We start from the raw sequence: 24137 nt of genomic DNA on the forward strand, positions 1-24137 counted from the left end.
TCTCTTACAGCTGGGTCAGTCGGGCCAGCATCTGGTCCGACGTCTGGATGGCGCGCGAGTTGATTTCGTAGGCGCGCTGGGTCTGGATCATGTTCACCAGTTCCTCGACCACGTTCACGTTCGACGTTTCGACGAAGCCCTGATTGAGCAGGCCGGCGCCATTGGTGCCCGGGGTGTTCGGCGTCGGCACGCCGCTGGAGGCGGTTTCGACGAACAGGTTTTCGCCGACGCTCTGCAGGCCACCGGTATTCACGAAGGTCGCCAGTTGCAGCTGGCCGATCTGGGTCGGCGCGTTCTGACCGGCCTGCAGCACGCTCACCACGCCATCACGGCCGATGGTGACCGACACTGCATCAGCCGGAATGGTGATCTGCGGCTGCACCGGGAAGCCGCTTGAGGTAACCATGACGCCCTGCGCGTCCTTCTGGAAAGCGCCGTCGCGGGTATAGGACAGCGTGCCGTCCGGCATCTGGATCTGGAAGAAGCCTTCGCCCTGGATGGCCACGTCGAGCGTGCCGCCGGTCTGCTGGATATTGCCTTGCGTATGGATCCGTTCGGTCGCCACCGGACGCACGCCGGTACCAATCTGCAGGCCCGACGGAATGGTGTTCTGTTGCGTGTTCAGCGCGCCCGGCTGACGCATGGTCTGGTACAGCAGATCCTCGAACACAGCGCGGGCACGCTTGAAACCGTTGGTACTGACGTTCGCGAGGTTGTTGGTGATGACATCGAGCTGAGTCTGATGTGCATCCATGCCGGTGCGGGCAATCCACAGCGAGCGAATCATGGTCGGTTACTCCGGTTGTCAGTTGTTGCCCAGAACCTGCGAGGCAGCCTGGTCGTTGCGTTCGGCGGTCTGCAGCATCTTGGTCTGCATCTCGAACTGGCGGGACAGCGAAATCATTGCCACCACCTGATCGACCACATTCACATTGCTGCCTTCGAGGTAGCCGCCGACGACACGCACGTTTTGTGCCTGCGGCTGCAGTCCGGGTGCAGTCGAGCGGAACAAGCCGTCGTCGCCGCGCTTGAGTGTGTTCTCGGGCGGATCGACCAGCTTCAGACGGCCGATCGGGTTGACCTGGTTCACGCCGCCGGTGCGCTGCACGGCAGACAGCGTGCCGTCGGCCCCCAGCGTCACCTCGGTGTCCGGCGGCACGGTGATCGGACCGGTCTCGCCCTGCAGAGGAATACCCTCATGGTTCTGCAGGATGCCGGTCGGGCTGACCTGGAAGTGGCCGTTGCGCGTGTAGGCCTCGGTGCCGTCAGGCATGGCCAGCGTGAACCAGCCCTTGCCCTGTATCGCCATGTCGTATGAGCGCCCGGTCTGCTGCAGCGCGCCCGGCGTGTAGTCGTTCTTCACGCTGGCGTCGATGACGAATGCGCGCGACGCGAACGCCTCGGTCTGCACCTGCACGGCACGCAGACGGTGCTCCTCCGCGCGATAGCCGGTGGTCGATGCATTGGCGAGATTGTGGGCGACCGAAGCCTGGCGCTCCATCGTCCACTTCGCGCCGGTCATCGCGGTATAGATCACGCGGTCCATGGCAGCTCCTCAGTGCGCGTCAGCGCAGGTTCACCAGCGTCTGCATGATCTGATCCTGGGTCTTGATCGACTGCGCGTTCGCCTGATAGGCGCGCTGCTGCGTGATCATGTTCACCAGTTCTGCGGTGAGATCGACATTGGAATCCTCGACCGCGCCCGGCTGCAGACCGCCGCGATTGCCGGTGCCGGGCTCACCAACAGCGGGCGGACCGGAGAACGAAGTTTCCGCCCAGGCGTTGCTGCCCAGCTGCACCATGCCATCCGGGTTCTGGAATGAGGCGAGCACGACCTGACCCAGCGTGCGCGACTGGCCGTTGGTATAGCGGCCCTGGATGATGCCCTCCGGCGACACGCTGAGGCCGGACAGCCGGCCCGAGGTGTAGCCATCCTGCGCCACGGCATTCACGCTAAAGGTAGTGCCGTACTGGGTCGAGTTGCCGAGGTTGAGATCGAAAGTCAGCGGGCTGGTGGCGCCGGTGGTGATGGCGAAGGACTGCGCCACCGTGGACGGGCCGACCAGGCCACCGTTCGAGTTGAAGGTGAGCGTGGTGGCCGCAGTCGGCGCACCGCCATCCAGCGTGGTGTACAGATCCCACTCGTTCGGCGTAGCCGATTTGACGAAGTACATCGACATCACGTGCGGATTGCCGAGCGAGTCGTAAGTCGTCATCGATGTCGAATAGGAGAAGCTCGATGTGTCTGCCGTCGAGAACGGTGCAGTTGCCGGCGGCGACAGTCGTGAATCGAGGTTGACCGCGAGGTCTGCCGCCGTGGTAGACGTCGGCTCGGCGCCGGACAGCGCGGTGTCGATGCGCAGATCGATCGGTGCAGTCACCACGATGTTGTCGTTGGCGTCGGTGCCATAGCCAGTGAGCCGGTAACCGGAGCCATTGACGATGTAGCCCTGCTTGTCGACTGAGAACTGGCCGTTGCGCGTGTAGAGCACATCGCCGTTGTCGCTCATCCGGAAGAAGCCCTCACCGTTGATGGCGATGTCCAGCGGATTGCTGGTGACGGTGATGTTGCCCTGCGAGAACTGCTGGGCGACGCCATTCACCCGAGCGCCGATACCGATCTGGGCCGAACCGCCGCCGCCCAGCGTGGTCGCGTAGATGTCGGCAAATTGTGCCTGCGACTGCTTGAAACCCACGGTGGTCGAGTTCGCGACGTTGTTGCTGATCGCGTCGAGCGCCTTGGAGGCGATGTTCAGTCCGGAAAGTCCTTGCTGGAAGGCCATGATTCAACTCCCGATCAGTAGATCTGCTTGATGTCGTTCATCGTGACCAGCCCTTGCTGGCCCACATTCAGGCGGGTAACACCGCCGGTGCGCTCGACGCTGCCGACCACCGCGAGTTCGAGCGGCGTGCTGGTCAGCGTCTTGCCTCCCTGCACCGCTTTCACGGAGAAGGAGTACGAGCCATCCTGAGCAACTGCCGTGCCAGAGTTATCCTTGCCGTCCCAGACGAATTGCGTGATGCCGGCCTCCTGATCGCCCAGCGCCATCTCTCGGACGATCACGCCGTTCGCGCCCTTGATGGTGACGACCACGTCGTCGGCAGGTGTGGTCAGCTCCACGCCGCCCATCGACTGTCCTTCGACCAGCTTCAGGTCTGAACCTTCGATCAGCACGGCGTGACCCACCAGCGCCGTCGCCTGCAGGTGCTGTGCATCGCTGGTGCTCTCCATCATCTTTTCCAGCGTGCTGTTGAGCTTGGTGATGCCATCGACGGTGCTGATCTGCGCCAGTTGCGAAGTGACCTGCGCGTTGTCCATCGGGCTGAGCGGATCCTGCATTCTGAGCTGCGTGGTGAGCAGCATCAGGAAGCGGTTCTGTGCCGCGTCGAGTTCGGACGTTGCCTGCTTCTGCGTAGTGTTCAGCGAGCTGTAGAGGTCGGCGGCAGAATTGCCATTGACGGGATTGGTGGCCATGGCGTTGTCCTTACTGTCCGATGGTGAGGGTCTTGAGCATCAGCTGCTTCGCGGTATTCATCATTTCCGCGTTGGTCTGATAGGAGCGGGAGGCGGAGATCATGTTCACCATCTCCTCCACCACGTTGACGTTGGGCATCTGCACGTAACCGTCGGCGTTGGCAGCCGGGTTGGTCGGATCGTAGGTGCTGCGCAGCGGCGCCGCGCTCTCGACGATCTGCGTCACGCGCACACCACTGGCTTCGCTGCCGTCGGCGATCGGCTTCATCTCGAACACCACCTGCTTGGCGCGGTAGGGCTGGCCGTTGGCCGTGGTGACCGAGTCGGCGTTGGCGAGATTGCTGGACGTCGTGTTCAGTCGCACCGACTGCGCAGTCAGTGCGGAACCGGCGATGCCGAACACATTGAACATGTTTCCTGCCATGGTTCAGCCTCCTTACTGGCCCTGGATCGCCTGCTGCATCGTGCGCAGGCGACCACTGATGAAGGTGAGCAGCGCTTCGTACTGCACCGAGTTCTCGGCAAATGCCGCGCGCTCGACGTCCATATCGACGGTGTTGCCATCGACGCTGGACTGCGTTTCGGTGCGGTACTTCATCGACTGATCGAATGCGCCGCTGCCCTTGGCTTCGATGTGCGAGCTGGAAGTACGCGCCAGTTCCACCGGACCACCGAGCTTGCCGCCCAGCGCGCTTTCGAGCGCGCTCCGGAACTCGATATCGCGTGCCTTGTAGTGCGGCGTATCGGCGTTGGCGATATTCGACGCCAGCTGCTGCTGGCGCGCGGCACGCACGCCGAGGGCGGCTTGATGCAGGTTGAGATGTCGGTCGAGAGGTGTCGGCATGATGTGCAGTCCATTGCAGCTATCGTGCCAATGACTTTAAGCGCCGGAGTGCGACCGGAAACGGCAAAAAAGGACTGTTCGCACCCCGCCTTTCCTCGTCTTCTGCCGCCTCGAAGCGGCAAGGTTTGCCGCGCAGAACCGAACAACCCGCCTTCAAACCCTTGCCGGAAAAGGAATTTCTCTGCGGCAATGGGCGCACCGCTGGCGCCGGGCACGGCGCAGCGGAACAGAACCGTGCTTCACCCGCTATTTCCGGCATCGACCTTGCAAGCAGCGTGATCGAATGCGTCCATCGCCAGGAGATCCGCCCATGTTCCGTCGTCCTCTTCTCATGCTGCTGTTTGCCCTGTGCTCCAGCGCGCAGGCACAGACCTCACCGGACGCGCTGCGCGCCGCCGTGAGCCAGTTCCTGACGGCGCAGGCAGCAAGCATGCCGGGCAAGGCTGTGGTCGAAGTCGGTCAGCCGGACGCTCGGATCGCGTTGGCCGCCTGCACGGCGCACGAGCCCTTCCTGCCGCCGGGCGCCCGGCCCTGGGGCCGCGTCAGCGTCGGCGTACGCTGCGTCGCCGGCGCCGGCTGGACCGTCTACATCCCGTCGCGCGTGCGCATCGAGGGTGACTATCTGGTCGCCGCGCGGGCACTGGGCCGTGGTCAGGTGGTGGCCGACGGCGATTACGCCTTCATGCGTGGCGACCTGACCGAACTGCCGCCGAACATGATCACCGATCCGCAGCAGGCCATCGGGCAATCGGTGAACGTCGCCATCGGCGCCGGTCAGCCGCTGCGCGCCGACTGGCTGCGCGCACCGGTCGCCGTGCAGCAGGGCCAGATCGTGAAGCTTTTCGCACGCGGCAACGGCTTCTCGGTCAGTCACGATGGCCGTGCGCTGGCCACCGCGCAGTCAGGCCAGACAGTGCAGATCCGCACCGGCAGCGGTCAGGTGGTGAGCGGCGTAGCACGTCCGGGCGGTCTTGTCGAAGTGATCTATTGAGAGAACTGTTCAACTGCGGGCCGCCTCGGTGCTTGATATAGTGCGCATCAGGCATCGGTGTAAGACGGCTCCCTACAAAAAGTTCTAAAGTTTTGTCGTGTCGTCGTCGTAATACCGATCGAACGTCTTCTGAAAGGGTTCATCGTGAAAATCGACGGAACTGGAAAGCCGCTTGGTCCGACTTCAACTTCGACCACGCGCAACTCGTCGGGCAACACCCCGACCAATTCGACTTCGGCCACGCCTTCCGCGGGCGCCCAGGTCGATGTTTCGAGCACCTCCTCGCGTCTGCGCGAGCTCGAATCGACCATTGCCAACGTGCCGGTGGTCAACAGCGCTCGCGTCGATGAAATCAAGCAGGCCATTGCTGACGGTCGCTTCAAGGTCAACGCCGATCGCGTGGCCGACAGCCTGATCGAAAGCGTGCGCCAGATGCTGAATACGCGCCCGGCGACCTGATGTCCCAGAACGAACTGGCCGCGCAGATTTCCGCGCGACTGTCCGTACTGATGACCGAGGAGGTCGCGTCCTTGCGCGCGGCCATCGGCCATCTCGATGCCGAGCGCCGCGCGCTCGAATCCGGTGATGTCGATACCCTGCCCGTGCTTGCCGCACGCAAGTCGGAGGTCTATGGCCGCCTCGCGCAGTTGGGCGATGCGCGCTCGGCGCTGCTTGCGCGTGCCGGCGTGAAGCCGGCGAAGGCCGACATCGACGCACTGTTCGCCAGCGGACCGGAATGGGCCGCCTGCCGCAAGCCATTTGCCGACCTGCTCGAATTGGCTCGCGAAGCGCATGACGCGAATCAGGCGAACGGGTTGATGATCCGCGCGCAGATGAAGTCCAGCCAGCAGGCGCTTGCCGTGCTGATGTCGGCCGCCGAGCAGGCGTCAACCTACGGGCCGGACGGTCAGGCGACGGCACGCACCAGCCGTCGATCCTTCGGCAGCGCCTGAGCACTGCGGGGCGCAACACCCGCTTACACCCGCACGACATGGCTTGACCCGGCGACACAGCGTGTTTGCCGGTGGCTGTCATCGTGGCCGCCTGTTCCACAGCCCCGGCCACATGCCATGCCCGTTTCCCGCACCCTCCCGCTGCTCAGCCTCGTGCTGCTGATGACCGCCTGCGCCTCCGCACCGGACGGCGACTTCGACCGCTCACGACGCGGGTCTCCGGCCGAGGCGCGCAGCGGCGGCAGTGCCGGTGTCGTCGACGATCTGCAGACGCAACTGGCCGAGGTGGAGCAGAGCTTGTCGCTGACAGCTCTTCAGCAGCCTCTATGGGAGCGTTACCGCGAGACGATAGGCGCGTTGATGGCAGACCAGCTGCGGCTGGACCCGCGTCCCGTCACACGCGTCAACGCAGTGAAGCAGATCGGTCGCAAGGTCGATGTGGTTCGCAACAGGCTGGTCGCGATGGAAGACATCGCCGAGGCGGCGGAACTGCTCTACGGCACGCTCGACCCCAACCAGCGTCGCGTCGCCGACCGGCTGCTGCCGGGCACGGTGCCCGCGCTGTACTCCGGTCTGCCCGGGCGCGGGGCAGAGGACGGGTCTGCGCGCGACCGCCACGGCGAGCGCGGCAGCCCGCCTCCCGGCGGACGCCGCGAGCGGGCGCAGTGATCAGAGCCTGGGGAAGCTGGAGCCGAGGCTGCCCTCGGGTACCTCGACCGGCGCATTCGCCGGCGCGCCATTGAGCGCCGCGCGGTCGGTCGAGTAGGTTTCGATGCGGATGGATACGCGACGATTCTTCGCTCGCCCCTCTTCGCTGTCGTTGCCGGCAATCGGCCGCTGGTCGGCAAGTCCTGCCGCGGTGAGCCTTGCCGGAATGATGCCTTGCTCCTCGAACACCTGGGTCACCGCCGCCGCGCGCAATGCCGACAGCGACCAGTTCGACATGCCACGCCCGGTAGCCGGCACGTTGTCCGTGTGTCCTTCGATCACCAGCGGAAAATCGCTGTAGAGCAGCACGCTGGCCACCGCCGCGATGACGTCGCGCGCCGCCGGTTCCAGCGTCGCGTCGCCGCGACCGAACAGGAAGGTCGCGTCGAGATCGACGGTGATGCCGAGCGCACCGTCGGTGACCGTGGCCTGGCCGTCCCGCGTCAGTGCCGACAGCGCCTGCGTCAGCTCGGTCATCGTGCGCTGCGCGCGTTCGCGCCTCTCCTTTTCCTTCGCTGCGGCACGCGCCTGACGGACCTGATCGAGCTCGATCTGCAGCGCACTGCGCGGCGGCGCCACCGCAGGCAGCTCAATCAGCTGGACGCCGTCGCGGGCCGAGAACGCGCTGTTCAGCGACGCACTCAGCACGCGGTACTTGCTCTCGCTGACCTGGGAAATCGCATACATGACGACGAAGAAGGCGAACAGCAAGGTGACCAGATCGGCATAGGAAACCAGCCAGCGGTCGTGATTCTCGTCCGACTCCGGCACGTAGCGACGCTTGCGGGGCGCGCTCACTCCGGCACCTGAGCAACGTAGCCAAGCAGCCTGCCCTCGATGATGCGCGGGTTGTCGCCGTTGGCGATGCCGACCAGACCATCGACAAAGATTTCGCGCACCGCGATGAGCTGCGACACGTGGGTTTGCAGCTTGCGACCGATAGGCAGGAACACCAGATTGGCCGCACCGACGCCGTAGATGGTGGCGACGAAGGCGGTGGCGATGCCGGCGCCGAGCCGTGTCGGGTCACCCAGGTTTTCCATCACGTGAATCAGGCCCAGCACCGCGCCCATGATGCCTATGGTTGGCGAATAGCCGGCGGCGGAATCCCAGACACGGGCCGCCTGACGCAGGGTGTTCTCGTAGGTGGTGATTTCGACTTCCATCACCTCGCGCAGGCGGGTTGCATCGGCGCCATCCACCAGCAGCTGCACGCCCTTGCGGTAGAACGGATCGGATTCGTTGCCCACCTGCTTTTCCAGCGCCAGGATGCCCTCGCGCCGCGACAGCTGGGCCCAGGCGACCAGTCTGCGGATCATGTCGTCCGGCACCTGGGACGGCGCGACGAAGGCCCAGCGTCCCATGCGCATGCCGCGCATGAAGATGGGAAAGCGGGTCTGCAGCATGGTCGCGCCGAGCGTGCCACCGAGCACAATGACGAAGGCGGCCGGCTGGAACAGCGACGACAGGCTGCCGCCCTCGAGCACCTGCCCGAGCATGATGGCAGCCAGACCGAGCAGCAGGCCGGCGATGCTGATGCGATCGACGCGCACGCGTACTCCGCTCAGCCGCGCGCCGCGATGCGGCTGCGCAGTCGGGCGATGGCCTGGCTGTGCAGCTGGCAGACGCGCGATTCGGACACGCCGAGGATTTCCCCGATCTCGCGCAGGTTGAGGTCTTCCTCGTAATAGAGACCCATCACCGTCTTTTCGCGGTCGGGCAGATCGCCGATGGCGCGCACCAGCACGTCGCGCATGTTCTTGTCGAGCAGTCGTTCGAGCGGATCGAGATCTTCCGTACCGACGCTGTGGCGGTCGAGGTAATCATCGTCGTCGCCGTCGGTGAAGTCCTCGAAATAGACGAGCTGATAGCCGCGCGCTTCCTGCAGCATCTTCTGGTACTCGGGCAGCGGCATGCCGAGCGATTCGGCCAGTTCGCCTTCAGTCGGCTGACGGCCCTTCTGCTGCTCCAGCGTGTGGATGGCGGTTTCGATGCGACGCATGTCGCGGCGAAGGCTGCGCGGCAGCCAGTCGTTCTCGCGCAGGCCGTCGAGCATGGCGCCGCGGATGCGCTGTACGGCATAGGTTTCGAACTGCGCGCCCAGCCCTTCCTCGTAGCGGCTCATCGCGTCGAGCAGGCCCAGCATGCCGTTCTGGATGATGTCCTCGACCTGCACGCTGGCCGGCAACTTGGCCATCAGGTGGTAGGCAATGCGCTTGACCAGCGGCGCGTAGTGCTTGGCAAGCTGATCACGGTCCAGTGTTCCGGATGCGGTGTACATGTTCGTCCTCTGCTGCGGGTCGCTTGTGCAGTCAGGCCACTTGGGCCGGGAATCCGTCTGCACGCCCTCCCCGGTCGCTGCGGTCACCCGCGAGCGCGTCGTCCAGGGCCGACAACATACCGGCTTTCTCCGCCTCGCGGGTCACGAAAAGCTTTTCGGCAAGATCGCGCCCGATCTTGAGGGCATCGTCACCCGCGGTGGCGAAAACCGGGCGCTGGTAGCCGGTCGGCAGGCAGCCCAGCCAGTGCAGCGCACTGCCCAGGTGTTCGCTCACCACGCCATTCAGGCTGGCAAAGGCCTGGCGGGCGTCGGCCACCGAGCGCGCGCGGCTGACGCCGACATGCACCGGACGGGCCGCGCCGCCGGTCACCGGCGCATTGCCGGCGAGGTGACGCTTGATCAGCGCGTAGGCGGCGGTGATGCTGACGCCGGAGGCGGCGGTGATCACTGCCAGCCGGTCGGCGCGACGGGCCAGCGCCGACAGCTGACCGTCGTCGAGCGCGCAGTCGATCACCAGCAGTTCGGTATCGCGGGTCAGTTCGACCAGCGCTTCATCCAGCGCCTCTGTCTGCAATCGGTTCAGCTGCTTCGACGCGGCGGCGAGGCGGGCTGCCGGCACCACGGCCACGCCGTGTTGCGAGGCGATCCGTACCGAGGCGAGCGCAACGTCGCGGTTGATCGCCTGCAGCAGGTCGATGCGCGAGGTCAGGCCGAGCCGCGCGGTGGCCGAGCCGGCGCCCTGGTGTTCGTCGATCAGTGTCACGCGCAGGCCGCTGCGGGCCGCTTCGATGGCGGTGGCGAGCGCGATCGAGGTACTGCCGACGCCATCCATCGCGCCGGCGAAGGCGACGCGCTGCGTCGGGTAACGGCGGAACATGGCGCGCAGGCCGGCTGCCTGGTCGTGGATGAAATCAGCCACGGCTCACCTCGCTGCGCAGGTCGCGACGCGAGGCAGCCATCAACAGGCCGGCGTCCTGCGGTGAGAGGTGTTGCGACGATTCTTCGCCGGCTGCGCGCAGCGCGCGGTGCATCAGGTAGGCGCGGTTGGGCAGGTGCAGATCTTCCGGCACGCGCTGGCCGTTGGCGACGTAGTAAAGAGGCAGTTCGTGGCGCATCAGCACGTCGAGCACCGGCCCCAGCGTCACCGATTCGTCAACCTTGCTGATGATGGCGCCGGCCAGATCAGCGCCGCCATTCGGCGACGAGTAGGCGCGCACCACGTCATCCAGCGCATCGGCGCGGGCGACCGAATTCAGCAGCAGCAGGCGCCGTACGTCGCCGCTCGACGACAGCATGGCGATCTGCTCGGCGACGGCGCGGTCGCGCTGGCTCATGCCGACGGTGTCGATCAGCACCATGTGCTTGTCGCGCAGCTCGACCAGCATGCGACGCAGGTCGGAGGCGTCGCGCACCGCGTGCACCGGCACGCCGAGGATGCGGCCGTAGATGCGCAGCTGTTCGTGGGCGCCGATCCGGTAACCATCGGTGGTGAGCAGCGCCACCTTGTCTGCACCGTGGCGCACGACGCAGCGGGCGGCGAGCTTGGCGGTGGTGGTGGTCTTGCCGACGCCGGTCGGGCCAACCAGCGCATAGACGCCGCCGCGGTCGATGATGTCGGCGTCGGAATTCAGCGTGATCAGGTCGCGGCCGATCAGCGTGCGCAGTTCATTGCGCGCGGCAGCCAGCGAGTCGGAACTGCTCAGCTGGTCGAGCAGCCGGTAGGTGGTCACCGCGCTGAAGCCGGATTCAAGCATTTCGGCTGCCAGCGTGGTCTTGATCGGCGAGCTGCGCGACATTTCGCCCCAGGCGAAACCGGCCAGCTGCTGTTCGAGCATGCGGCGGATGCTGCCCAGTTCCTCGCGCAGTGCGGCGTCGAGCTGCGGCGCCGGCTCGGACGCTTGCACGGCGTGGCGCGGTGCGGCCTCGACGGCCGGTGCGGCACGACGCTGCGGCACTTCGGCGTGCGCTTCGAGGTGCTCGTTGGCCGGCGCCTGCTGACGGCCGCGTGCCAGATCGCGCAATTCGCTCGGCGTCGCCGGACGCGGCTTGTACGGCTGCCAGGGCTTCGGCGCCCGCACTTCCTGCGCCGGAGCCGGTGCCGGTGCGACCTTGCGCGCAGCGAGGCTGCTCGACAGCGTCACCTCGAAATCCTCGTCACCGTAGGGCCGGGACGAGGTCTGAAATGCGGACTGCGCTTCGGCGCGCGCGGCGGGCTGTGCGGCAGTACGCGCCACCGGTGCCACCGGCGCCGGTGCCGGCGCGGCGGCCGGCTTCTTCGTCGGTGCAGTCATGGCCTCGAGCGCATTCGCCGGCAGCGCGAGTATTTCCACGCCGCCCTCGACCGGTCGGTTCGACAGCACGATGGCGTCGGGGCCGAGGTCTTCCTTGATGCGGCGCAGGGCGTCGCGGGCGGAGGCAGCGAGATATTTGCGAGGCGTCATGATTTGACTCCGATGACAGAGGTCACCTTGATGGTGCGTGTTTCAGGAACTTCGGAATTGGCGAGCACTTTCAGGCTGGGCACCGCCCGGCGCAGGAAGCGCGACAGCAGCCAGCGCAGCGGCGCCGGCACCAGCAGCACGGCCGGCAGACCCATTTCTTCCTGGTTCTGCGCGGTGCGCGCCACTTCATTCATCAGCGTGTCGGCCAGGCCCGGTTCAATCACCGAACCGTCGCCGCCGCCACCGAGCGCCTGACCGATCAGGCGCTCCAGACCCGGGTCGAGCACCATGACCTGGACGTCGGTATTGCCCGGGAACAGCTGCTGCACGATGGCGCGGCCCAGCGCCACCCGGACGCGAGAGGTCAGTTCGAGCGGGTCCTGCGTACGCGGCGCGTACTCGGCCAGCGTCTCGACGATGGAGCGCATGTCGCGGATCGCCACGCCCTCCTCCAGCAGGCTTTGCAGCACGCGCTGCACCACCGCCAGCGGCAGCGCCTTCGGCACCAGATCCTCGACCAGCTTGGGCTGTTCGCGGCCAACGTGTTCCAGCAGCGCCTGCGCTTCCTGACGGCCGAACAGTTCGGCGGCGTGAGTCAGGATGAGATGGTTCAGGTGGGTGGCGATCACGGTGGCCGCATCGACCACGGTGTAGCCGAGTGCATGCGCCTGCTCGCGCAGGCCTTGTTCGATCCACACCGCCGGCAGGCCGAACGCCGGATCGCGTGCTTCGCGGCCCGGCAGCGAGCCCGCCACGCGGCCCGGGTTGATCGCCATCAGGCTGCCCGGATAGGCCTCGCCACTGCCGACATCGACGCCCTTGAGCGTGATGCGGTAGCCGTTGGGTTTCAGTTCGAGGTTGTCACGGATGTGCACCGGCGCGGTCAGGAAGCCGATTTCCGCCGCAAACTTCTTGCGCAGGCCGCGGATGCGCTTGAGCAGTTCGCCGTCCTGGCCGCGATCGACCAGCGGGATGAGGCGGTAGCCGACTTCGAGACCCAGCGTGTCAACCGGCACGACATCGGTCCATGCCGCTTCCTGCTGCTCGGGCGGCGTGACCGACTGCGCCGCCGCCTGTTCGGCCGCCTTCTTCTCCGCCGCCTCCTTCACCTTGGGCGACGCCGCCTTCTGCATGCCGCGCCAGGCAAGGTATCCGAGGCCGGCGGCGATCAGCAGGAAAACGAAGTTGGGCATGCCGGGGATCATGCCCATCAGGCCCATGATGCCGGCGGAAATGCCGAGCACACGCGGATCGCCGAACAGCTGACCGATCACCTGGCCGCCCACATCGCCATCGTTGCCGACGCGCGACACCACCAGACCGGCGGCGATCGAAATCACCAGCGCCGGGATCTGCGCGACCAGGCCGTCGCCAATGGTCAGCAGGACATAGGACTTTGCAGCCTGGCCGGCGCCCATGTCGTGCTCCATGACGCCGATCAGCATGCCGCCGATCATGTTGATGAGCAGGATGAGGATGCCGGCGATGGCGTCGCCGCGCACGAACTTGGACGCACCGTCCATCGAACCGTAGAAATCCGCCTCGTCGGCGATTTCCTTGCGGCGGCGGCGCGCCTCGTCCTCACCGATCAGGCCGGCGTTCAGGTCGGCGTCGATCGCCATCTGCTTGCCGGGCATCGCGTCCAGCGTGAAACGAGCGCCCACCTCGGCGATCCGGCCGGCGCCTTTTGTAACGACGACGAAGTTGATGACGGTCAGGATGATGAAAACGATGATGCCGACCGCGTAGTTGCCGCCGACCAGGAAGTGGCCGAAGGCTTCGATCACCTTGCCGGCCGCATCCGGGCCGGTGTGGCCTTCGAGCAGAACGACCCGGGTGGAAGCCACGTTCAGCGACAGGCGCAGCAGCGTGGTCACCAGCAGGACCGACGGAAATACCGAGAAATCGAGCGCCTTTGTCGTATAGAGCGCCACCAGCATCACCATCACCGACATCGCGATGTTGAACGTGAAAAACACGTCCAGCACGAAGGTGGGCAACGGCAGCACCATCATCGACAGGATGAGGACGATGAGCAGCGGCGCAGCCATCTGGGCGATGTTCGGGGAACCGATGACCTGACGGAACGAGAGGGACGTAGCCATGACGACATTTCATCGCAGGTGACGTCCATCAAACCGGAGAAAGAAGAGGGGTTTTCCCCGGCTATTGGGTTGACTGGATTGTTACGCAGCGCAAAACGCCCTTACAAACAGGGGGCGCTCCTGTTCACGTCGGCGTGCGTTACTTGCACTGTCGCACCCCAGTCCCAGGAGACTACAGATGAACGCCCCGGCCCGTGCCGCTTCAGCCAGTTCGCTTCACCCCGCTCTGTGGGTGGCCGCTGTCTCGGTCACCGCCTTCAGCGCAGTCGGCATCGCCAAAATGTCCGGCTTCTTCGAGCCAGCCACGCCTGCACCGGTCATCGCGGCCGCCGCACAGACCGGCACGACGCCGGCTCCGGCGACCCAAGCAGTCGTTGCCGCCCCCGAACCGGCTCAGCCGACCGCCGTCGCTGACAAGCCCGCTGAAAAGCGCAGCGAGAAGCCGGTCGTCAAGGCCGTGCCAGAGAAGAAGGTGCATGTCGCCGACGCTGGCGAGGCAGGTGCGGTCAAGGTCGCGGACCGGACCTACGACTCGGGCATCGATGTCATTCCGGCGCAGCCGCGCACCGCCTACGAGCAGACGCTGCCGCGCAGCGAAGCCGAGTATCGCGCTCCGGCGCCGGTTTGCGCCGACTGCGGTCTGGTCGAATCGGTACGCGAGGTAAAGGCGGCGGCCGACCCCAGCGGTCTAGGTGCCGCCGCCGGCGGCGTGGTTGGCGGTCTGCTTGGCAATCAGGTCGGCAAGGGCAGCGGGCGCACGATCGCGACGCTGATCGGCATTGCCGGCGGCGCCTATGCCGGCCATCAGGTCGAAAAGACGCAGCGCACGACCTCACGCTGGGAAGTGGGTGTGCGCATGGAAAACGGCGAGTACCGCACGGTCACGCTGGACGCGGAACCGGTCTGGCGCACCGGCGACAAGGTCAGGCTGCAGGGCAACCGGCTCGTCATGGCCGACTGAACACAGGTTTCCTCCTTCCTCTCTCTGAGGACCCCTTTCGGGCACCCGCGTGGTGCCCGTTTTTTTGCCTGCTCGCCCGCGTGTTGTCCGACTCAGGCCGCCGTGCGGAAGCGGCTCACCTCACCCTGCAGCTGTTCGGAGAGGCTGGCCAGCTCGCTCGCCGAGCTGGCAACCGACGCTGCGGCACTGGCGTTCTCCTCGACCACCTGCACGATCTGCTCGACGCGCCGCGCCAGATCCTGGCTGGCTGCGGCCTGCTCCTGCAAGCCGCCGGACACCTCGCCTATCGTGCCGGCGACCTGTCGGGCGTGCGCATCGATGTCCAGCACCTTGGCCCGTCCCTGCTCGGCCGTCGCCAGACCCGCATGCACCCGCTGAACCGTGCTCTGCATGGTGCTCGACACCTCGGTCGCGCCACTCTGGATGCGCGTCACCATGTCGGTGATCTCGGTGGCCGAGCGCGCCGACTGTTCGGCCAGTTTGCGCACTTCGTCGGCGACCACCGCAAAACCCCGCCCCATCTCACCGGCGCGCGCGGCCTCGATCGCTGCGTTCAGCGCCAGCAGATTGGTCTGGTCAGCGACGTCACGGATCACATGGACGATGCGGGTGATATGCGCCACTTCGCTGCCCAGTTCGAGCGCGCGCTGCGCGCTGCTCTCGATGCCTTCGGTCACTTCGCGGATCTGCCCCACCATGCGGCCGATGTCGCTGGCACCGTCCGAGGCGTGCTCACCGGCCACGTGCGACGCGTCGCGCGCCTCGTTGCTCAGCTCGCTGACGTGGGTGATCGAGGTCAACAGCTCCTCCAGCGAGGCGGCCATCGCGGCCGCCAGTTCCGCCTGCGAATCCGAGGCGAGCCGCACCTGCTGGGTGGCGCCCGACAGGTGGGCGGCCGAGTCACCGAGCTTGCCGGTGGCCTCGCCTATCGTGCGCACCATGCCGCGCAGCGACTGCTGCATCGACTGGACTGCGCGCAACACCTGCGCCGGCTCGCTCTCGCCCTCCGGTCGCAGATCGGTGGTCAGGTCACCGTCGGCGATCCGCCGCACCGCGGACAAGGTATGGCCGAGCTGGCTGGAAATGCTGCGCGTGATGATGAGCGACACGACGACTGCCGCGACGATGAACAGCGCACCGGCGATAACCACGGCGCGCGTCAGTGCCTCGGCCGAGTCCTCTAGCGCCGCGATGGCGCCGTCGTTGCGGCTGCGCACGCGCTCGCGCAGCGCCATCGACGCCTCATTCAGGGCAATCGCCGCTGGGCCATGCGTCGAGTGCAGCAGTTCGTTCGCCTCGGTGTTGCGATTGACCAATGCCAGGGCCAGCACCTCCTGCGAAATGCCGCGGAAGGCCTGCAAGCGCTGTTCGAGCTGGGCAAACAGCGCCCGCTCGGCCTGTTCGCTGCCGGGCAAGGCGACCAGTGCGCCCAGGCGCTTGACGGCCTCGTCGGCCTTGCCGACATAGCCTTCCAGCTTGACGCGTACCTTCTGGATCGCGACGTCTTCGGTTTCGAGGATGGCGCTGCGCGAATAGACACGCACCCGCTGTACCGCATCGTTGAGATCGGCGATCGCATCGACCTTGGGCTGGGTCAGCGCGCGGATTTCGTGCGCGCTGGCACTCATGCGCACCGACTGGATTTCAACGAAAACGGCCACCGCAACGAAGATGAGTGCGATCAGACCGAAGCCGAGCGCAAGACGGGTGGAGATTCTCAGGTTCTTCATGGAGAGTCCCTCAGGAGCTGATTGTGTGCATGAAACTCAATGACTTAACGGCTGCTGCACACAGCGCTTGAGGCGAGAATCCATCTATCCGACATACGGTCGGACAGGCCCCCTGTACGGCAGGTCAGTCGCTGCCCGGGTCCATGTCTTCCGGCACCGGCAGGTCGTCGGGCATCTTCGGAATGCCGCCGCCGCGGGCAAAGGCGTCATTCAGCTGGTACACATAGGCCAGCACCTCGGCCACCGCGCGGAACAGTCGTGCCGGCACTTCCTGCTCCAGTTCGCAGTGCTTGTGCAGCGCGCGCGCCAGCGGCGGCGCCTCGACCAGCGGCACGCCGTGCTCGGTGGCGACGGTACGGATGCGCAGCGCCACCTCGCCCGCCCCCTTGGCAACCACGCGCGGCGCACCGCCGCGCGCCGCGTCGTAGCGCAGCGCAACCGAGTAGTGGGTCGGGTTGGTCACCACCACGTCGGCCTTGGGCACGTTGGCCATCATCCGGCTGCGCGCCATTTCGCGCTGTTGCTGGCGGATGCGCCCCTTGACGTGCGGATCGCCCTCCTGCTCCTTGAACTCCTGGCGCGCCTCCTCCTTGGTCATCTTCAGTTCGGAGTGGTAGTGCCAGAGCTGGAAGGGCACATCGATGGCGACGATGAGCGCCATGCCGGCGACCAGCAGCAGGGTTGCCGTCATGATCAGATCGCCGGTGGCGCCGAGCGCGACGTCAACCGGCGCACCGAACAGTGCGAACAGCTTCTCGTGGTCGCGCATGACCACCCAGGCCGCGACGGCGCCGACCAATGTCGCCTTGCCGATGCTCTTGCCCAGCTCGACCGCCGCCGTGGACGAGAACATGCGCTTCAGACCGGCTGCCGGATTCAGTTTCGAGAATTTCGGTTCGAGTGCCTTCGGCGCGAAGTTCCAGCCCGCCATCAGGAAGGGCGACACGAAGGCTGCCAGCATCAGCGCGATGAACAGCGGCGCCAGCATCAGCAGGGCATCGGTGGAGCGCTCGATCAGCAGCGCGAACATCGCCGCCGGATCGAAGATGGCGCGCCGGTCTATGGTCAGCCCGTCGCGCAGCAGATCGGCGCTGCGCGGCCACATCCAGCCAGCGAGCGCAGACATGCCGGCGACACCGGTGATGGTGACGAGAAAGGTCGCCAGTTCGCGCGAGTTAGGCACCTGCCCTTCTTCGCGCGCCTTTTCCAGTCGTCGCTGTGACGCTGGTTCTGTCTTTTCGAGATCGCTTTCTTCTGCCACGTGCGCAGACCCGGTTCGGCAATGCGCAGGATGATGCGCCGCAGAGACCGGCGGCAATCGGCGGAACAGCGGCCGAAGATCACCCCATCTGCGGCCGCGGCTGGGTCAGTCGTGGCAAGAATGGTGTGTGGAGTGGGCGGCGCGAAACGGCAGACCGTAGCCTGCCTCGCCAGCCCTGCAGTACGCGCCGGGGCGACCGGAGGACCCGCCGGCGGTGGGCAACTCAGGTCGAGCCGCGCAATCCCTGACGCAGCGAGCTCTGCAGCGCCGACGTTTCGCGGTGCAACGCCATCAGGCGCTCGGACAGCGCGAGCAGGTAGTCCTCCATCATGCGCGACAGCTCGCGCACCGACTGATTCGGTGAGCCCGCCATCGCCCGGCTGGCATCGATGCGCACCTGCAGGTCGCGCAGAACCGCCTGCTTGTCCGGTGGGCAGGTATTGATGAATTGTTCGATCACGCGCCGTCGCTCCGCGAAATAGGTCTGGGGATCTGAATGGGCCAGTTCCTTCCAGACGTCAAAATCGAAGTCCTGCTCAGGATTTTTCGACACTCGGTGTCCTCGCCTGCATCAATCGTGCTTCGGCGATTGGAACAGACAGTGATCGATCTCAGCGCGGCAGGGTTTCACGCGCCGCAACCAGGCGTGCGGCCTGCTCGACGCCCTGATAGGCGAGCTGACCCGACAGGTCCGGGCACAGCGCGTCGGTATTGACCATGTCGAGCGTGGTCTGCACCCAGGCGCGCACTTCCTGTGCGCGCATGAAGAGGCCTCGTGCGTCGGATTCGGCCGCCTCGCCGGCGAGATTCATCGCGGTCACCATCGCCTCGTTGCCGAGCGTTTCGATCGCATCCATCAATCGCATGATTTCAGCGTGATGGGCCTGGATGCTGGCCGCAGGCAGCATCGCGGCGGCGGGGAACGGGGACGAAATCGGCTGGATCAGGGTAGCTTCGGCCATGGTTTGACTCCCTCGGTAGCGATCGGCGAAGTGCCGGATATGCTTTCTTATCGACCCTCGAACTGAAGTCTTTAGGGGCAGAGAGATTGCGAGGCAGGCAGCCCTGAAACCCAGGCTGGAAAAGGAAAAGAGCCCGCCCGGACCAGGCCCGGGCGGGCTCCTTGAAACAGCGTTGAAACAGCGGGCGTCAGGCGGCGCGGGCGACGTGACCGATCAGGCTGGAACGCGATACGCCGCGCGTGTCGCCCATCGAGCCGAGCAGTTCCTTCATGTCGAGGATCAGCACGATCTGGCCGTTCGACAGCGTGGTCACACCGGCCACGCCCTTCGGACGGAAGTCGTCCAGGCTCTTGATCACCGCGTCCTCACGGCCGGCGAAATTGTCGATCGCCAGGATGAAGGACGACTCGGCAGACTGCATCAGCACGCCGTACTGCGGATGATTCTTCTGCGGCCAGCCGAGCAGGCGTGCCAGCGGCAGCACCGGCATCACTTCGCCGCGCACCACCATGGTGGCGCGACCGCCGACTTCCTGGATGTCTTCGTGCTGGATCGGCAGGATTTCGCGCACCATCGACAGCGGCACCGCGAAGTGCTGTTCGGCCAGACGCACCAGCAGCACCGGCAGGATGGCCAGCGTCAGCGGCAGCGAGATGACGAAGGTGGTGCCCTTGCCCTGCACCGAGCGGATTTCGATCGAGCCGTTCAGCTTCTGGATGTTGGTCTTCACCACGTCCATGCCGACACCGCGGCCGGACACGTCGGACACCGTGGCTGCGGTCGAGAAGCCGGGCAGGAACACGAGGTTCAGGCTGGAACGCTCGTCCAGCGTGTTCGCTTCCTCGTCGGTGATGAGCCCCTTCTCCAGCGCCTTGGCGCGCAGACGCTCGGCATTCATGCCGCGGCCGTCGTCGGCCACCATGATGACGATGTGATCGCCTTCCTGGCGCGCCTCCAGACGCACGACCGACTTGCCCGGCTTGCCCTGGGCCATGCGCTCGTCCGGCGTCTCGACGCCATGATCGACCGCGTTGCGGATCAGGTGGATGATGGGATCGGACAGATCCTCGATCATCGTCTTGTCGATTTCGGTTTCCTCACCGACCAGCGCCAGCTCGACGTCCTTGCCCAGGTTGCGGGCGAGATCGCGGGCGATACGCGGGTACTTCTGGAACAGGCGGCCGATCGGCTGCATGCGGGTCTTCATCACCGCGTTCTGCAGGTCGGACACCAGCAGGTCGAGCTGACTCACTGCGGCGTCGAGCGCATGCAGCGTATCGCTGTCGTTCTTGCCGGCCAGAATGTCTGCGCGCAGCGAGGTCAGGCGGTTCTTGGTCAGGCCGATCTCGCCCGACAGGTTCAGCACCTGGTCCAGACGCGAGGTATCGACGCGGATGGAATTGTCGCGACCCTTCTCGGCGTCGCGGCGGCCGCTCGGGGCGGGTGCGCCCGGACGATCGCCGGCGCGGCGACCGAAAGCGGCGTTGACCACGGCGGCCACTTCACCGTCGTTGGCAGAACGGGCTGCAGCCGGCTCGGGCACCGCCTGCGGGGCGGACGGCACGACGCCGGTCACGGCCTGGTGCAGCGCCACCCAGTCGGGTTCGGCGCCCACAGGTGCCGGCGCAGCAGTCGCGACCGGCTTCGCCACCGGGGCAGCCGGGGCCGCAGCCTTGGCCGGCTCGGCGGTCAGTTCGCCGGCCAGCGCGGCGCGCAGGCGGGCCATCAGGTCGGGATCGGCAGCGGTAGGCTGCATGCCGCGCTCCAGCGCGCCGAACATGTCGCGCACGATGCCGGTGGCGTCGAGAATGACGTCCATCAGCACCGGCGTCACGTTCATTTCGCCGTTGCGCAGCTTGTCGAAAAGATTCTCGGTCAGGTGACAGAGGGCGACCAGTTCGGCGGCGTTCAGGAAGCCGGCACCGCCCTTGATGGTGTGGAAACCGCGGAAGATCTCGTTCAGCAGGCCGCGGTCGCCCGGGGTCTTTTCGAGATCGACCAGCTTGTTGTCCACGCCGGACAGCAGGTCGGTTGCCTCGACCAGAAAGTCCTGCAGCAGATCTTCCATTCCCTGAAAGTCACTCATCTTTCGCTCCTGTGGCGACCGGATCGTCGATCCGTCCGCCCAACTGCACCTGTTGTCACGGTCCGGCAGAAACGGCGTTCTGCCTCACCGACCTTGTTGTGCGTCCATCCTTCGCCAGTCTCAGAAGCCGAGGCTTTCGAGCAGGTCGTCAACCTGTTCCTGGCTGGTCACCACGTCGCTGCGGCCTTCCGAATTGATGACCGGTCCGTTGAGCAGGCCTTCCGGCGTTGCCGCCCGCTTCTCCGCCGGCATGGCTTCGATCAGCACCTGCAGCAGGCCGCTCTCCAGCTGTTGCGACATTTCTACGATTTTCTTGATGACCTGACCGGTCAGATCCTGAAAATCCTGCGCCATCATGATTTCGTTCAACTGCGCGCGCGTGTCGCGGGCGAAGCCCGGCACATCGCCGAGGAAACCACGGGTTTCGTTCGCCAGCGCCTTGAACTCATCGACCGACAGCTCGTTGCGGTACAGCTTTTCCCAGCGGTCGTGCAGCGCACTGGAGCGCTTCTCGACATCGTCCTGCAGCGGGATCGCCACGTCGGTCGCGTTGAGCACGCGACTCGCCGCGTTCTCGGTCATCTGGGCGACGTAGTTCAGGCGGCTGCGGGCATCCGGCATCTGCTGCGCCACATCTTCCAGCGCGTGGTCGTAGCCGAGCTGGCGCAGCGTGTCGTGCAGCTGGCGGGCGAGATGTCCGACCTTGTTGAACACGTTTTCGCAGCTGTGTTCGAGTTCATGCGACTCGTCAACGGCGTGAGAGGTGGTGTATTCGGTCGCTACGGTGTCGAACAGCGCCTCCAGGTCGGCGGAATCGCCGCCGACGCTGTTTACCGCCTCGGGTACGACTTCGAGACGCACCTTTTGCGGCGTCTCGCTGGCAATGCTGTCGAACAGGGCCTGCAGATCGTCGGAATCGCCAGTTTCGTCAAGCTTCAGCTTCTTCACGGTTTCCTCTCCCGATGCAGGCTCAAGCGGCCTTCTGGTTCATCTTCTCGAAAATCTTGTTCAGCTTTTCGCTCAGCGTGCCGGCGGTGAAGGGCTTCACGATGTAGCCCGACGCACCGGCCTGGGCGGCCTCGATGATGTTTTCCTTCTTCGCCTCGGCGGTGATCATGAGCACCGGCAGCGCCTTCAGCGCGGCATCGGCGCGGATGGCACGCAGCAGCTCGATGCCGGTCATGTTCGGCATGTTCCAGTCGGTCACCACGAAGTCGAATTCGCTGGCCTTAAGCTTCTGCAGCGCGATCACGCCGTCCTCGGCCTCGTTGACATTGGTGAACCCGAGTTCCTTCAGCAGGTTGCGCACGATGCGGCGCATGGTCGAGAAGTCATCGACAACGAGAAATTTCATCTTGGGATCAGACATGGGGCCTACCTCTCTCAGGCTTTATGTGTTGCCAGCAGCGGACGCAGCGTGTCGGCCAGCACTTCGGCATCGAACTTCGCCACGTATGCGTCCACCCCGACGCTCTTGCCCATCGCACGGTTGGCTTCCGACGACAGCGACGAGTGCATGACTACCGGTATGTCGGCAAAACGAGGGTCATTCTTGATATTGCGGGTCAGCACATAGCCGTCCATCTCGGGCATTTCGGCGTTGACCAGGATGAGGTCGATCTCGTCGGTCAGCGGAGCGCCGGTGGCCGACGAATGCGCGGCCATGCCCTGCAGCCGGGACCAGGCCTCGGCGCCATTGGTGGCGTGCTTGTGTTTGATGCTCAGCCGGTCCAGCACTTCGGCGATCTTCTTGCGGGCGACCGCCGAGTCATCGACGAAGAACACGTTCGGCTCGTAGTTGCCGCCCAGCGGCGGTATGTCGGTGATGGCGGCCTCTCCGAAGGTGCCGGCCATGATGCTTTCGACGTCCAGGATGGACACCAGCCGGCCATCGTCCAGTTCGGTGATGGCGGTGATGTAGAGCTGTTCGCTGGTCACCACCGATTCGGGCGCGCGCACGCGGTCCCAGTGACGCGGATGATGCGGTCAACCTCGTGCACCAGGAAGCCCAACGTGCGCTTGCTGTACTCGGTCACCATCATGGCGCCGCCCATGCCTTCGGGCGCGCCGTCCAGATTCATGATGCGCGCCAGCGACAGCACCGGAATCACGTTGCCGCGCAGCGAAATGAGGCCTTCGACTCCGCCCGGCATATTGGGCGTCGGCGTCACGGTCGGGGTACGGCTGACTTCACGCACCTTGAACACATTGATGCCGAACAGCTCGTGCGTGCCGAGCGAGAACAGCAGGATTTCCATCTTGTTCGAACCTGCCAGCTTGGTGCGGGCATCGACTTGTTCAAGCAGGTTCTGATCGGTTCTGTCCATCGTCTGTCTCCAGTCTCGTTCAGGCGGCGGCACGGTCGCCACCGTTGCCGCGGCGGATCAGGCGGCTGATCGTTTCCGCCAGACGCTGCGCCTCGAACTTCGATACGTATTCGTTGACACCGACCGAGCGGCCGAGCTGCTGGTTCGAACCGGAAGACAGCGATGAATGCATCACCACCGGGATGCCGGCGAAGCGCGGGTCGGCCTTGATGTGCTTAGTCAGGATGTAGCCGTCCATTTCCGGCATCTCGACATCGGTCAGGATCATGCTCACCAGATCGCTCACCTTGCGACCGCTGGCATCGGCGTAGGACGCGATCTTCTTCAGTTCGGTCCACATCTGCGCGCCGTTGATCGCGCTGACGTAGCGCACGCCCATCAGGTCCAGCGTGCGGGTGATCTGGTTACGGGCGACCGGGGAATCGTCGCAGAAGAACACGGTGGCGCCTTCGATGCCCAGCGGCTCGATGTCCTTGAACGCCAGGTCGTTGTCGATGTCCGCGGTCTCGGACAGGATCTTCTCCACGTCCAGCATCATCACCAGACGGCCGTCGGCCAGTTCGGTGACGGCGGTGACCAGGCCACCGAGATTGGCGGTCAGCATTGCCGGCGGCACGCGCATCTGCGACCAGTCCAGGCGCAGGATGGTATCGACCGACTCGACCAGGAAGCCCTGGGTGTGACCGTTGTACTCGGTCACGATCATCACGTCGCGCGGCGTTTCGCTGGGGAACTGGGCGAACTTGGCCAGATCGACCACCGGCACCAGCGCGCCACGCAGGCTCACCATGCCTTCGACGGCCGGCGGCATTTCAGGCGCCGCGGTCACCCCCGGCGTACGCATGACCTCGCGCACCTTGAATACGTTGATGCCGAAGGTTTCGCGCTTGCCCGTTCGCGTATCGACGCCGAGCGAGAACATCAGGATTTCGAGCTTGTTGGTGCCCGCGAGCTTGGTGCGGGCATCGATATTCTTGAGCAACTCTGACATGTCGGCCTCGTCTGTCTGGTC

At 65.5% G+C, this 24137-nt stretch carries 25 protein-coding genes and 1 pseudogene; 5 read left to right on the forward strand and 21 right to left on the reverse strand.

What is annotated here, in order from left to right; translation table 11 throughout:
* Positions 1–4: 4 nt before the first annotated feature.
* Genes flgG through flgB form a run of 6 tightly spaced genes read right to left on the reverse strand, consistent with a single transcriptional unit; the run spans position 5 to position 4319 of the window.
* Complete coding sequence (gene flgG, locus ACQ66H_RS15350; RefSeq protein ID WP_024300873.1) at positions 5–787, reverse strand: flagellar basal-body rod protein FlgG; 783 nt, start codon at positions 785–787, stop codon at positions 5–7.
* An 18-nt stretch (positions 788–805) separates the two neighbouring features.
* The gene (gene flgF / locus ACQ66H_RS15355) at positions 806–1546 is read right to left on the reverse strand and encodes a flagellar basal-body rod protein FlgF (protein WP_019917305.1); all 741 of its coding nucleotides are present in this window, start codon (positions 1544–1546) and stop codon (positions 806–808) included.
* A 19-nt stretch (positions 1547–1565) separates the two neighbouring features.
* Positions 1566–2783 (reverse strand): flagellar hook protein FlgE, encoded by a 1218-nt coding sequence (gene flgE / locus ACQ66H_RS15360; RefSeq protein WP_304002147.1) that lies wholly within the window; start codon positions 2781–2783, stop codon positions 1566–1568.
* A gap of 14 nt (positions 2784–2797) precedes the next feature.
* Positions 2798–3475, reverse strand: coding sequence for a flagellar hook assembly protein FlgD (locus tag ACQ66H_RS15365; protein WP_019917302.1), 678 nt, complete (start codon positions 3473–3475; stop codon positions 2798–2800).
* Positions 3476–3485: 10 nt separating this feature from the next.
* Positions 3486–3887 carry a flagellar basal body rod protein FlgC gene (gene flgC / locus ACQ66H_RS15370; protein WP_020165452.1) on the reverse strand — a complete coding sequence of 134 codons (402 nt, stop codon included), beginning with the start codon at positions 3885–3887 and terminating at the stop codon, positions 3486–3488.
* Positions 3888–3911: 24 nt separating this feature from the next.
* Entirely contained in the window at positions 3912–4319 is a 408-nt protein-coding gene (gene flgB / locus ACQ66H_RS15375) for a flagellar basal body rod protein FlgB (protein ID WP_430434727.1), read from the reverse strand.
* Between the two features lie 310 nt (positions 4320–4629).
* Here flgB and flgA point away from each other — a divergent pair, with 310 nt between their 5' ends.
* From flgA to ACQ66H_RS15395, 4 genes are all read left to right on the forward strand, one after another.
* The gene (gene flgA, locus ACQ66H_RS15380; RefSeq protein ID WP_430434728.1) at positions 4630–5310 is read left to right on the forward strand and encodes a flagellar basal body P-ring formation chaperone FlgA; all 681 of its coding nucleotides are present in this window, start codon (positions 4630–4632) and stop codon (positions 5308–5310) included.
* A gap of 144 nt (positions 5311–5454) precedes the next feature.
* Complete coding sequence (gene flgM / locus ACQ66H_RS15385; RefSeq protein WP_430434729.1) at positions 5455–5769, forward strand: flagellar biosynthesis anti-sigma factor FlgM; 315 nt, start codon at positions 5455–5457, stop codon at positions 5767–5769.
* On the forward strand, positions 5769–6263 hold the full coding sequence (locus ACQ66H_RS15390) for a flagella synthesis protein FlgN (protein WP_430434730.1): 495 nt from the start codon (positions 5769–5771) through the stop codon (positions 6261–6263). The genes flgM and ACQ66H_RS15390 overlap by 1 nt, the downstream gene beginning before the upstream one ends.
* Before the next feature lie 117 nt (positions 6264–6380).
* On the forward strand, positions 6381–6932 hold the full coding sequence (locus tag ACQ66H_RS15395) for a Spy/CpxP family protein refolding chaperone (RefSeq protein WP_430434731.1): 552 nt from the start codon (positions 6381–6383) through the stop codon (positions 6930–6932).
* On the opposite strand, the gene ACQ66H_RS15400 is transcribed toward ACQ66H_RS15395, so the two are convergent.
* Genes ACQ66H_RS15400 through flhA form a run of 6 tightly spaced genes read right to left on the reverse strand, consistent with a single transcriptional unit; the run spans position 6933 to position 13798 of the window.
* The gene (locus ACQ66H_RS15400) at positions 6933–7769 is read right to left on the reverse strand and encodes a flagellar motor protein MotB (RefSeq protein WP_430434732.1); all 837 of its coding nucleotides are present in this window, start codon (positions 7767–7769) and stop codon (positions 6933–6935) included.
* Positions 7766–8524 (reverse strand): flagellar motor protein, encoded by a 759-nt coding sequence (locus tag ACQ66H_RS15405; RefSeq protein ID WP_430434733.1) that lies wholly within the window; start codon positions 8522–8524, stop codon positions 7766–7768. The genes ACQ66H_RS15400 and ACQ66H_RS15405 overlap by 4 nt, the downstream gene beginning before the upstream one ends.
* A gap of 11 nt (positions 8525–8535) precedes the next feature.
* Positions 8536–9252 carry an RNA polymerase sigma factor FliA gene (locus tag ACQ66H_RS15410; RefSeq protein WP_019917293.1) on the reverse strand — a complete coding sequence of 239 codons (717 nt, stop codon included), beginning with the start codon at positions 9250–9252 and terminating at the stop codon, positions 8536–8538.
* 31 nt (positions 9253–9283) lie between these two features.
* Positions 9284–10171: a MinD/ParA family ATP-binding protein gene (locus tag ACQ66H_RS15415; protein WP_430434734.1), complete on the reverse strand. Its 888-nt coding sequence runs from the start codon at positions 10169–10171 to the stop codon at positions 9284–9286.
* Positions 10164–11693 carry a flagellar biosynthesis protein FlhF gene (gene flhF / locus ACQ66H_RS15420; protein WP_430434735.1) on the reverse strand — a complete coding sequence of 510 codons (1530 nt, stop codon included), beginning with the start codon at positions 11691–11693 and terminating at the stop codon, positions 10164–10166. Before flhF ends, ACQ66H_RS15415 begins: the two co-directional genes overlap by 8 nt.
* A complete protein-coding gene (flhA, locus tag ACQ66H_RS15425) occupies positions 11690–13798 on the reverse strand; it encodes a flagellar biosynthesis protein FlhA (protein ID WP_430434736.1) in 2109 nt (702 codons plus the stop codon). Before flhA ends, flhF begins: the two co-directional genes overlap by 4 nt.
* Positions 13799–13976: 178 nt before the next feature.
* Here flhA and ACQ66H_RS15430 point away from each other — a divergent pair, with 178 nt between their 5' ends.
* Complete coding sequence (locus ACQ66H_RS15430; protein WP_430434737.1) at positions 13977–14759, forward strand: glycine zipper 2TM domain-containing protein; 783 nt, start codon at positions 13977–13979, stop codon at positions 14757–14759.
* A 92-nt stretch (positions 14760–14851) separates the two neighbouring features.
* On the opposite strand, the gene ACQ66H_RS15435 is transcribed toward ACQ66H_RS15430, so the two are convergent.
* The 9 genes and pseudogenes from ACQ66H_RS15435 to ACQ66H_RS15475 all read right to left on the reverse strand — a co-directional run bounded on the left by ACQ66H_RS15435 (position 14852) and on the right by ACQ66H_RS15475 (position 24116).
* Positions 14852–16489, reverse strand: a complete 1638-nt coding sequence (locus ACQ66H_RS15435) for a methyl-accepting chemotaxis protein (RefSeq protein WP_430434738.1) — start codon at positions 16487–16489, stop codon at positions 14852–14854.
* Between the two features lie 124 nt (positions 16490–16613).
* Positions 16614–17750 (reverse strand): flagellar biosynthesis protein FlhB, encoded by a 1137-nt coding sequence (gene flhB / locus ACQ66H_RS15440; protein ID WP_430434739.1) that lies wholly within the window; start codon positions 17748–17750, stop codon positions 16614–16616.
* 223 nt (positions 17751–17973) lie between these two features.
* Positions 17974–18303 (reverse strand): DUF3135 domain-containing protein, encoded by a 330-nt coding sequence (locus ACQ66H_RS15445; protein WP_425761485.1) that lies wholly within the window; start codon positions 18301–18303, stop codon positions 17974–17976.
* Positions 18304–18361: 58 nt separating this feature from the next.
* The gene (locus tag ACQ66H_RS15450; protein ID WP_430434740.1) at positions 18362–18712 is read right to left on the reverse strand and encodes a hypothetical protein; all 351 of its coding nucleotides are present in this window, start codon (positions 18710–18712) and stop codon (positions 18362–18364) included.
* Between the two features lie 187 nt (positions 18713–18899).
* Positions 18900–20780 carry a chemotaxis protein CheA gene (locus ACQ66H_RS15455; protein ID WP_430435651.1) on the reverse strand — a complete coding sequence of 627 codons (1881 nt, stop codon included), beginning with the start codon at positions 20778–20780 and terminating at the stop codon, positions 18900–18902.
* A 138-nt stretch (positions 20781–20918) separates the two neighbouring features.
* A complete protein-coding gene (gene cheZ / locus ACQ66H_RS15460; RefSeq protein ID WP_430434741.1) occupies positions 20919–21746 on the reverse strand; it encodes a protein phosphatase CheZ in 828 nt (275 codons plus the stop codon).
* A 22-nt stretch (positions 21747–21768) separates the two neighbouring features.
* Positions 21769–22167: a chemotaxis response regulator CheY gene (cheY, locus tag ACQ66H_RS15465; RefSeq protein WP_430434742.1), complete on the reverse strand. Its 399-nt coding sequence runs from the start codon at positions 22165–22167 to the stop codon at positions 21769–21771.
* Between the two features lie 14 nt (positions 22168–22181).
* Positions 22182–23125: pseudogene (locus tag ACQ66H_RS15470) on the reverse strand (chemotaxis protein).
* Positions 23126–23144: 19 nt separating this feature from the next.
* Positions 23145–24116, reverse strand: a complete 972-nt coding sequence (locus ACQ66H_RS15475) for a chemotaxis protein (RefSeq protein ID WP_430434743.1) — start codon at positions 24114–24116, stop codon at positions 23145–23147.
* Positions 24117–24137 lie beyond the last annotated feature (21 nt).

The organism is Methyloversatilis sp. (genome assembly GCF_965284615.1).
Taxonomy (GTDB): Bacteria; Pseudomonadota; Gammaproteobacteria; order Burkholderiales; family Rhodocyclaceae; genus Methyloversatilis.